This window comes from Thiothrix eikelboomii, assembly GCF_900167255.1.
GTDB classification, from domain to species: Bacteria; Pseudomonadota; Gammaproteobacteria; order Thiotrichales; family Thiotrichaceae; genus Thiolinea; species Thiolinea eikelboomii.
In genome coordinates this window covers 1-9,666 of record NZ_FUYB01000039.1, presented here as the reverse complement: position 1 = coordinate 9,666, position 9,666 = coordinate 1, and the positions used below count along the sequence as shown (strand labels likewise).

Here is a 9,666-nt window from a genome sequence, read left to right as displayed (position 1 = left end):
CGGGTAGCGTCTGTGCGGTGGATCTGGGCTATGTGGGGTTCAGGGTCGAGGGATGCTCTGTGGTCATGCCGTTCAAAAAGCCGCCGGGTCGAGACTTAGAGCCGGAGCAAATGGAGTTCAATCAGCGGTTGGCCAAGGTTCGGGTCAAGGTGGAGCATCGGATTCGCTCACTGAAAATTTTTCGGATTCTGAAGGGGGTTTACCGAGGACGGCGACGACGGTTTGAGCTACGCTTACGGTTGATCGCCGCTCTTGTTAATCGGATGATTGGGGGATAATTATTTTCGCAAGAGGTCTATTGAGTGATAATCAATTTCGATAATTTGAATTTTTGTATCAACAAGGCGTAGCCAAGGTAACTACACGCATGCATTTAGGCGATTTATGAAGCCATTCGCCAAGGTCTTCACCCTCAAGCGCTGGGAGTTGATCAGTGAACTCAAAAAATTCGGTGCAGTTTCTATCTATGAGCTGGCAAAGCGGCTGGATCGGCATTACCGCAATGTGCATCAGGATGTCGCCCTGCTGAGCGAATGGCTGGTGATCGAAAAAGACGAACACGGTAAGGTCTTCGTGCCTTGGGATGAGATTGATGTGCGCTTGCCGTTGCCAGTAGCTGCCTGATGAATGAGATTAATCAGGCTTGCCCCCAATAACTTCAAACGAGGTATCAGCGCGGTCGATATGAATATTTAGATGGTTTAGCAACGACTTATGCAGGAGTGGAGTTAATATGAAAATACTCATTTGCACGGTTGGTGGTTCACATCAACCCATCATCAAAGCGATTGAAGATAGCCAACCTGATTTTACTTTGTTTGTATGCTCGGAAGATGACCCCGATACAGGTAAGCCCGGTTCGTATGAGCAAATCGAAAAACGTGGCATTTTCCTGAAGAAAGACTTCAAGGATGAAAAGCCCAGCCTTCCTAATATTCCGACTCAGGCAGGGCTGAGAGAGGGTAACAGTTATGCAGTGTTGCGCGTGTATGCCGATGATCTTGATCATGCTTATAGTGAGATTTCGCGTTGTATCTACGAGTATGTACAGCGTGAGGATGTGATCGTGGCTGATTACACGGGGGGGACAAAAACCATGTCGGCCGCCTTATGCCTAGCCGCCCTTGATCATGACAGTATCGACTTACAGCTAGTGACTGGTTCACGAAATAATCTGGTGAAAGTCAAGGATGGCACAGAGCAATCGCAACAAGCCCAAATTGGGCGTACCCGCTTTCAATTGAAGCTCAGGCATGCCTTAGCTTCATGGGAATTATTTGCTTATGATGACACTCTCCTACATTTGGCTGACCAAAAACCCTTGAATCGTGATGATCGAGGCACCTTACAAGCAGTGCGTAATTTGAGTACCGCATTTTCTGCGTGGGATCGTTTTGACCATGTGACGGCCTTGGAATTACTCGATAACTACCTAAGTAAATACGGGAAGCTATTAGCCCCTTATGCAAGTCAATTGCGCCTATTGTGCAATGAGTCATCTAAACAAATACCCGCTCGTTTGCTAGATTTATGGCTAAATGCACAACGACGGGCTATACAACGACGCTTTGATGATGCCACCTCACGTGCTTATCGTTTGTTGGAATGGTCAGCTCAATGGTTACTAGCAAACCAAGCAAGTATTGATACTAGTCGCGTGGCAGTCGATAAAATTCCTGATACCTTGCGTTTAGTTCCGAACAATGATGGACTGTATAAAGTGGCTTTGTACGAGGCTTGGGAGTTAGCTGCCTACCATTGTGATGAAGGAGTTCGGGTATTTTGGGAGCAAAATAAGGAGCGCATGAAAGACCTACTAAGTATTCGCAACCACTCACTCCTTGCGCATGGTTTTAGCCCGATCACTGCTGGGGAGTGGCAGCGGGTAACGCTCTTTGTCGAAGAGGCCTTATTGCCACTGCTCCTTATGCAAAGTAGCAAACTAGGTATACGGCACTTACCACCTCAGCTACCAAAAACTTTAACGTTCTAATTGATTCAAGATGAGTTCCAAGCTCACTGATAGCAAGCAGGGCGAATTGGCACTAGGCTCAAACTTAGTCAGTAACAGGTGTGACACCATGCTGGCAGCGAAAATAACACCTAATGGGAGTGGATTTCACCCAAGTTGCTGAATAATTGGATCAATCTTTGGGGCATCCTCGGTAAAATCGGTATTACTGTGGGCGTTATCACTTTGACCCGGTTCATTTCCTGCAAAACATTGCATTAAGCAAGTTACTCTGAGTAAAATTGCTCAATTAATTGAGTAAAAAAGACTGTCTCCATGCACCAACGTCCACAACTCGCGATTCTAAACACCCGTTTACAGCAGCCCCGCCGTTTCCTACAAGTATTAGCGGGGCCGCGCCAAGTCGGGAAAACCACCTTAGCACGGCAAGCTATCGGCGCATTTCTTGGACGATCGCATTATGCGTCAGCGGATTTACCTGCCCCGCCCGATGTATTGTGGATTGAACAACAGTGGCGAGTGGCACGGTTATTAGCACAGCAGCAGCCGACTTTATTGGTGCTGGATGAGGTGCAAAAAGTGCCACGCTGGTCAGAGGTAGTGAAGATGTTGTGGGATGAGGACAGCTTCAGCCAGACCCCTTTGCAGGTGGTATTGCTGGGATCTGCCCAGTTCTTGATGCAGCAGGGTTTGGGGGAAAGCCTTGCGGGGCGCTTTGAGCTGATCCGTGTGCCACATTGGTCGTTGGCGGAGATGCAGACTGAATTTGGCTGGGACCTGCCGCGCTTTGTATATTTTGGTGGCTATCCGGGGGCGGCGATCTTGGTGGAGGATGAGTTCCGGTGGCGCAGTTATGTGCTGGACTCAATTATCGAACCGACCCTTTCCCGCGATGTGTTGCAATTGGCACGCATTGACAAGCCTGCTTTGCTACGACGTCTATTTGTGTTGGGTTGCCAATATTCTGGGCAAATTTTATCCTACCAAAAAATGATGGGGCAGTTGCAGGATGCAGGCAATACCACCACCCTCGCGCATTATTTGAACTTGCTGAATGGAGCATGGATGCTGGCGGGCTTAGATAAATTTGCTGGAGATGCGGCGCGTAGCCGTGCCGCCAGCCCCAAGCTATTAGTGCTCAATAATGCTTTGTTTAGTGCTCAACAGCCGATGGGATTTGTTGCTGCTCAACAGGATGGCGAGCTATGGGGACGTTTAGTGGAGTCTGCGGTAGGTGGCTATTTGTACAACAGCTTGCCTCCAAACCTGACCCTGAGCTACTGGCGTGAGGGTAATGCAGAAGTGGATTTTGTGGTGAGGCAAGGTGATAAAGTATTAGCCATTGAAGTAAAAAGCGGACGTAATAAAGGCACATTGGCGGGGCTAGATGCTTTTGCTAAGCAGTTCCCACAGGTGACTAAGCGGGTCGTGGGGACAGGTGGCATACCGTTGGAAGTATTTTTGGCAACCCCGGTAGTGGAGTGGTTTTGAGTGCAGTAGGTTAACAGCATGATGCTTAACGGGATAAGTTTCTGGGATGTCCTCGATAAACTCGGCATTGTAGCGGGTGTATTCGGTTTATTGGTTTCACTGTCAATCCGCGCTTATTTATGGCGCAAAGAAAAGCAAGATAATGCGCTAATTGATATTCGCCTGTATTGCCCTGAGCCAGAAATCACGATTACTTTGCAGGGGCAAATTCGCCGCAAGAATCTGACCCGTGCTGAGGTTCAAGGGCTGCTGGGTATTTTACCGATGAGGGAAAAAGGCAAGCGTTATGAATTGCAAGCTTTGAATCAGAAGGCATTTTTTGATGCGCTGGAAGAGGCACAGGTGAATGGAGCGATTCAGGAACTGGTGATTACTTGCAGTGAGCAGGAATTGGAGCAGTTTGATTTGGGGACTCAAGTGGGTAGCTAATTGCTCTTTCAATTCATTCAAGATTATGTGAATATAAACCAGTCGCAACCAGTCAAGATAAAAATATAGCATGATAGCCATACAGTCCAATGAAGTTAAAACACGCTTTGCTGAAGTACTACGCAAGGTAGAAAGTGGCCAAGAAGTGGGAATCACTCGCCACGGGAAATTGGTAGCCAAACTGCTACCTTATGGTGCAGAGGGGAGTGACGCCTCTAATAAAAAATTGGCTATTCAACAGCTCAAGGCATTCCGCAAGAAAAAACTGGCTTTAGGTGAGACGATTGCCGATCTACGTGCTGAGGGGCGGCGCTAATGTTTGTGCTGGACTGCTCAGTCGCCTTAGCTTGGTGCTTTGAAGATGAGTCTAGTGATTATGCAGATAAGGTTTTAGATTGTTTGGAAGAGCAGACAGCACTTGTGCCGCGTCTTTGGCATCTTGAAGTGTTGAATGTGTTAGTAGTAGGTGAGCGTCGGCAACGCATTCAACCGCCTGAACTACAGGATTTTTTAAAACTACTCACCGCTCTTGATATTCAAACTGATAAATATTCTCCTATTATCGAGGATAATGCATTGTTTCATTTAGCCCAAACTCATCAGCTTTCTGCCTATGATGCTACTTATTTAGCTTTGGCTTTACGTGAGAAACTTCCATTAGCGACTCAGGATAAACGCTTAAGGCAAGTAGCTGAAAGCTTAGGTTGCTATTTTCAAATTCAACCCTAACTTTTAAAAACTGTAACCTAGGATACTCCTATGCCCCTAGTTCAATCCTTACCCCCTCTTAGTATTGAACATTATCTGCAGGGTGAGCTGCAGAGTGAACTTAAGCACGAATACCTTGAAGGACAGGTTTATGCCATGGCGGGGGCGAGTATTAATCATAATCGCATCAGTCGTAATTTACTCACCCAGATAAGCGCAACATTATCAGATACTTGTGAGATATTTTCTTCTGATCTTTTAGTGAAAACGGGAGTAAATCGTTTTCGCTATCCAGATTTGGTGGCATTTTGTGAAAGTACGCAAGGTGATCAGCAGTTTATTGATAACCCATTATTGATTATTGAAATCCTATCTAAGAGTACACGCCAGCAAGATAAGGGGATGAAGCGTAACGAATATTTATCCTTACCCAGTTTGCAAGAATATGTATTGGTCGAGCAAGATTTTATAGAAGTAGAAGTATTAAGGCGGAGTCAAAGTTGGAAATCGGAGAACTATTATTTAGGTGATCGCTTTAAATTAGACTCTCTACAAATAGAGCTTAGTGTGCTCGATATTTATCATAAGGTTACGAATACGGATATGTTAGATTATTTAACCACGCTATCATTCAATCAAAATGAATGATTAATTGGCTCAATAGGATTTTTATGGCACGGATTCTAGTCACTTTATTAGGCAAGGCGGTTGCTAATTACAAGTCAGCGACTTATGTATTTGAAGATAAGAATACACGTACATCGCGTTTCTTTGGTTTGGAATTAGCTAAACAAGTGAAGCCCGATCAGTTGGTTATTCTCGGAACCACGGGCAGTATGTGGGATAATTTGCTGCTAGAAACAGAGCTAAGTCATCGCACTGATCTTGAACAAGCGCTTTTGAATATCGGTGAGGCTGCCCAGCAAGATCGTGTTGAGCAAGCTACTTTGAATCAATTAGCGATTGAACTCAGTAATACCCTCAATTTACCTTGTCGGTTAAGCTTAATTCCCTATGGGCGAACTCAATTAGAGCAAACGCAAACGCTGGAGCAATTAGTGGGTTTTTTTGCGTCCGGTGATACGGCTATTTTAGACATTTCGCATGGCTTACGCCATTTACCCATGTTAGTGCAACAAAGTAGCCTATTATTGCAGACCCTCAAAAATGTACAAATCGAGGCTATTTATTACGGTGCTTTAGAGCTAAGTCAGGAGAGTTTAACGCCTGTCATGCGCTTAGATGGCCTATTGGAAATTGATCGTTGGAGCGAAGCGCTTTATTACTATGATAGATCGGGTGATTACGCTAGCTTTGCCGCATTACTGGAGCAATCCGGTTTTAGCAAGCATGCCACCGACAGCCTGAAAGATGCCGCTTTTTTTGAGCAAACTAATAACATCCATAAAGCATGGGCTAAATTAAGGCAATTTTTAAGCGCTTTACACAAAGAAGAAGGGTTATGTAGTCCACATGCTCGGTTGTTTTTGCCTGCTTTAAAGCAGCGATTTGCTTGGGTCAGCCAGCAAAATCCAGAGCAGCGGCAAGCGTCCGTTGCGTGGCTAGCCTTGGAAAATGGTAGCTTGTTACGAGCGACTTTGTATGGGTTTGAAGCCTTTATTTCGCGTTTAACCGTGGAACATCAAGGTAATGTAGATAATTTTGATAACCGCGATCAAGCCAAAGCGCATTACGAAGCGTTAAGACCCACCACAACTTGGCAAGCCTACCGCTTACTCAGAGGCATTCGTAATCAATTAGCCCATAGCAGTACTCATACGCATCAGGAAGTAAAAAAAGCGGTGGCAAATCGAGTGGTTTTAAGTGAAACCTTGCAAAGTATTTTTAAAACCTTAATTCCAAGGCAGACTGTATGACCACCTATTTCATCTCCCGCCACTCCGGCGCGATTGCTTGGGCAGAATCCCAAGGTTTCCACATTGATCAACCATTAGCACATTTTGATGTTAGTCTAGTTCAAGCAGGTGATTTGGTTTTAGGGACTTTGCCGGTGAATTTAATTGCTGAGGTGAATCAGCGCGGTGGGCGCTATTTTCATTTGACTTTGGAGTTGCCTGCCGAGTTGCGGGGGCAAGAGTTAACGGCTGAGATTATGCAAAAGCATGGCGCACGTTTAGAAGAATACACTGCACAGCAAGTCTGATTGCTGTTGGCTTAGTTCTTGCTTTCAATTTTTTAGTGAATAGCTCGTTTGGAGTCGATTCAAACGAGCTATTTTTTTAGGGCTGGTCAGTTTGATTTTGACAAGCTTGTCAATTCCACTTAGCGCTTTAACTTCAGGCATGATGCTTGGCAGAAACTGATGGCAAAGGTAAAGCATGCATGAGTGGACGTTTATTGTATTTGGCTTCCTATGATGTCTGTGAGGATGATCGCTTGCGGGCGGCCTTGGCTTGTGTGCGGGCTTATGCCACGGGTGGGCAAAAGTCGGTGCATGAGGTGTGGCTGACCGCAGCGGAGAAGGGGGAGTTATTGTTAGCCATGAGTTTGTTGCTGAATTTGCGTGAGGATAGTTTTTTACTCATTCGCCTCGACCCACGGCAGCGGGTGCATACCTTAGGCATTGCGATTCCACCGAGTAATCCTGATTGGTTTTATGTGGGGTAGGCGGATGAGTACACTTTATTTAGATCATCAATATGTCAGTTTAAAATTAGAGGGTGAAACGCTGGTCACGTGGTTGCAGGATCAGCGCCAACGCCCCATTCCTTTGGCCTTATTAGAACGAGTCGTGTGTTTGAGCAATGTGCAGCTCGATAGCAATTTGCTGGGTGCGTTGGCAGAGCGTGGGATTGCCTTTAGTGTAGCCAGTCCGCGTAAACCAAAGCGCCGTGCTCTGCTGTTGGGGCAGGGGCATAATGACGCCAGTTTGCGTTTATTGCATTATCGCTTGGCGCAGGATGCGGCTTGGCGTTTGCAGTTTAGTCGTGAATTATTAGCCGCCAAATTCAAGGCGCAATTACGTACCCTCGCCGATATGCAGCAGCAGCGCCCTGATCAGCGCAAAACCTTGTTAAGTGCTGAGCGGCAAATTCAGCAAGCTTTGGTTAGCCTGTCGACCGCGCAAGGCTTAGAAAATTTGTTGGGTATAGAAGGTGCTGCGGCACGTGCAGGTTTTGTGGCTTTGGCTGCGGTGCTCCCTGAATCGTTAGGCTTTAAAGGGCGCAAGCGTCGCCCACCGCCTGATCCGGTGAATGCAGCTTTGTCGCTGGCCTTCACACTGCTACATAATCGCGCCGTACAGGTATTGCATACCCAAGGTTTAGAACCTCTGTTGGGTTTTTATCATGAGCTGAGTTTTGGGCGAGAATCCTTGGCCTCGGATGTGATTGAGGTATGGCGACCGACTCTTGAGGCTTGGGTGTGGACGCAGTTTAGTCAACAGCAATTACGAGCGCAGCATTTTAAAACCGATGCAAATGGCTGCTTTTTGGATAAAGCGGGTCGGCAGATTTTTTTTGCGGAGCTTGAGGTGTGTTTGCGGCCGTTAACTCGGGCGCTACGCTGGCAAACGCGGGCTTTGATTCGGGCGATGCGAGCGTGGGAGGCGCAAATTTAATTATGAGTGAAGCACGTCAAGCTTTGTATTTGGATAGTCTGCAAGCCGATCGGGTGAGTGTGGAGGCCGTGGCGCTACGGGTGCAAACGCATGCGCAGTTGAGTTTGTTTTATCCATTACGGCGGATTGCGCGTGTGGTGGTGACGGGCAAGGTGGAGTGGCAAACGGCGGCTTTGTTGGCTTGTTTGGATTATGGCATTCCTTTGGCTTTTCGGGAGCGCGATGGGCGTTTGATCGGGCACTGTTTAAGTGAGCGCAGCAATCAAACGCCGCTGGAGGCTTTGTTGGTGTATTGCGCCGATCATCCTGAGGGGGATGCTGTGTATCAGCAATGGCGTTGCCAAGAGGAGTATCAATGGGTGCAACGGGCGGGTCGTACCCGTCAGTATCATTTGCAGGGGCGTTTGGCTTATCAAGTGATGGGGCAAGTGGAACGTTGGGTGCAAGCCCTTTTGCCCTGTCGGTTTGGGCAATTCACTGCGCAGTTGCAAGCGCCGATAGCGAGTCATGTGGCTGAAGTGCTGGCGGCGTATGGGTTTAGTGACAATATTCATCTGCCTGTGACACGGCGTGTGCATTTGGCTCGGGATTTAGCGCAGTTGTTGATCTTAGAGGCTTATTGGTTGGTGTTACGCGGCGAACGTCCGAGTTTACAGGCCGAGCGTGGTTTGCGGTATAGCCTCGTGGCGTTTTATGAGTTGCATCAGGCGCATTTTGAAGAGCGAGCACGGATTGCTCTCAATCGGTTGTGGCGGCAGTTAAAAACTTTGGAGGTGGATTAATGGCGAAGCAGCGTTTGCCGCATATTGTGACTTATGATATTGCTGAGCCGAAACGGTTACAGCGGATTCATCGGTTTTTGAAAAAGGTAGCTTTGCCTTTGCAGTATTCGGTGTTTTTATTAGAGGCGGATGCTCAACGCATTGCGCAGTTAGAACAGCAGTTGGCGACGATGATTCATCCGCGTGAGGATGATATTCGGATTTATCCTTTGCCGAATCAGCCCGATTGGTGTGCCATTGGTCGTCCATTATGGGATGAGGGAATGTTGTTAACTGGCATGCGCTTGCCTGTAGCGGCGCAGTTGAAAGCAGAAACTTTTTGGGATGAGCATACACGCGCATTGACCCGCTCAAATAGCTAGCGGTACACTAGGGAGTGTGTTGGCTTCTTTAACAATTTAGGGATGATTTTTGTAGGATTTTTATGCATTGCTTAAATTTTTCTCATGCAAACTTTTTATACAGTGCATTTCCTGCTAAGGGCCTCTGTAAGTTGTTGATTTTAAAGGCTCGCCAGACACGAGCGGTTTGAATGTTTCCCTGTTTGAGAAGGGATTAAGACGATGGACTCAGCAGAGAGCGATATAAACCGCTGTTTGAATGTTTCCCTGTTTGAGAAGGGATTAAGACAATGAAGGGGCTGAGGTTAGAGGAGGTGGTCTTAGGTTTGAATGTTTCCCTGTTTGAGAAGGGATTAAGACGCT

14 protein-coding genes are annotated in these 9,666 nt (G+C 46.9%); all 14 read left to right on the top strand.

What is annotated here, in order from left to right; all coding sequences use genetic code 11:
• Nucleotides 1-278: transposase family protein (locus B5D50_RS19640; protein WP_143594434.1), on the top strand; the 278-nt coding region annotated here is incomplete at its 5' end.
• A 106-nt stretch (nucleotides 279-384) separates the two neighbouring features.
• A complete protein-coding gene (locus tag B5D50_RS19635) occupies nucleotides 385-624 on the top strand; it encodes an HVO_A0114 family putative DNA-binding protein (RefSeq protein ID WP_078924343.1) in 240 nt (79 codons plus the stop codon).
• A 109-nt stretch (nucleotides 625-733) separates the two neighbouring features.
• Nucleotides 734-1,993 carry a TIGR02710 family CRISPR-associated CARF protein gene (locus B5D50_RS19630; protein ID WP_078924342.1) on the top strand — a complete coding sequence of 420 codons (1,260 nt, stop codon included), beginning with the start codon at nucleotides 734-736 and terminating at the stop codon, nucleotides 1,991-1,993.
• 294 nt (nucleotides 1,994-2,287) lie between these two features.
• Nucleotides 2,288-3,463 carry an ATP-binding protein gene (locus tag B5D50_RS19625; RefSeq protein WP_078924341.1) on the top strand — a complete coding sequence of 392 codons (1,176 nt, stop codon included), beginning with the start codon at nucleotides 2,288-2,290 and terminating at the stop codon, nucleotides 3,461-3,463.
• 18 nt (nucleotides 3,464-3,481) lie between these two features.
• Nucleotides 3,482-3,892 carry a hypothetical protein gene (locus tag B5D50_RS19620; RefSeq protein WP_078924340.1) on the top strand — a complete coding sequence of 137 codons (411 nt, stop codon included), beginning with the start codon at nucleotides 3,482-3,484 and terminating at the stop codon, nucleotides 3,890-3,892.
• A gap of 70 nt (nucleotides 3,893-3,962) precedes the next feature.
• Nucleotides 3,963-4,208, top strand: a complete 246-nt coding sequence (locus B5D50_RS19615) for a type II toxin-antitoxin system Phd/YefM family antitoxin (RefSeq protein ID WP_078924339.1) — start codon at nucleotides 3,963-3,965, stop codon at nucleotides 4,206-4,208.
• On the top strand, nucleotides 4,208-4,621 hold the full coding sequence (locus tag B5D50_RS19610; protein WP_078924338.1) for a type II toxin-antitoxin system VapC family toxin: 414 nt from the start codon (nucleotides 4,208-4,210) through the stop codon (nucleotides 4,619-4,621). The genes B5D50_RS19615 and B5D50_RS19610 overlap by 1 nt, the downstream gene beginning before the upstream one ends.
• A gap of 30 nt (nucleotides 4,622-4,651) precedes the next feature.
• Nucleotides 4,652-5,248: a Uma2 family endonuclease gene (locus B5D50_RS19605; protein WP_078924337.1), complete on the top strand. Its 597-nt coding sequence runs from the start codon at nucleotides 4,652-4,654 to the stop codon at nucleotides 5,246-5,248.
• 23 nt (nucleotides 5,249-5,271) lie between these two features.
• Nucleotides 5,272-6,477: a TIGR02221 family CRISPR-associated protein gene (gene csx2 / locus B5D50_RS19600; protein ID WP_159448691.1), complete on the top strand. Its 1,206-nt coding sequence runs from the start codon at nucleotides 5,272-5,274 to the stop codon at nucleotides 6,475-6,477.
• A complete protein-coding gene (gene csx16, locus B5D50_RS19595; protein ID WP_078924335.1) occupies nucleotides 6,474-6,764 on the top strand; it encodes a CRISPR-associated protein Csx16 in 291 nt (96 codons plus the stop codon). Before csx2 ends, csx16 begins: the two co-directional genes overlap by 4 nt.
• Nucleotides 6,765-6,943: 179 nt before the next feature.
• Nucleotides 6,944-7,228 carry a CRISPR-associated endonuclease Cas2 gene (locus tag B5D50_RS19590; RefSeq protein ID WP_078924334.1) on the top strand — a complete coding sequence of 95 codons (285 nt, stop codon included), beginning with the start codon at nucleotides 6,944-6,946 and terminating at the stop codon, nucleotides 7,226-7,228.
• Between the two features lie 4 nt (nucleotides 7,229-7,232).
• Nucleotides 7,233-8,180 carry a CRISPR-associated endonuclease Cas1 gene (cas1, locus tag B5D50_RS19585; RefSeq protein WP_159448690.1) on the top strand — a complete coding sequence of 316 codons (948 nt, stop codon included), beginning with the start codon at nucleotides 7,233-7,235 and terminating at the stop codon, nucleotides 8,178-8,180.
• Nucleotides 8,181-8,182: 2 nt separating this feature from the next.
• Nucleotides 8,183-8,962: a CRISPR-associated endonuclease Cas1 gene (locus tag B5D50_RS19580; RefSeq protein WP_078924332.1), complete on the top strand. Its 780-nt coding sequence runs from the start codon at nucleotides 8,183-8,185 to the stop codon at nucleotides 8,960-8,962.
• A complete protein-coding gene (cas2, locus tag B5D50_RS19575) occupies nucleotides 8,962-9,324 on the top strand; it encodes a CRISPR-associated endonuclease Cas2 (protein ID WP_078924331.1) in 363 nt (120 codons plus the stop codon). The genes B5D50_RS19580 and cas2 overlap by 1 nt, the downstream gene beginning before the upstream one ends.
• Nucleotides 9,325-9,666 lie beyond the last annotated feature (342 nt).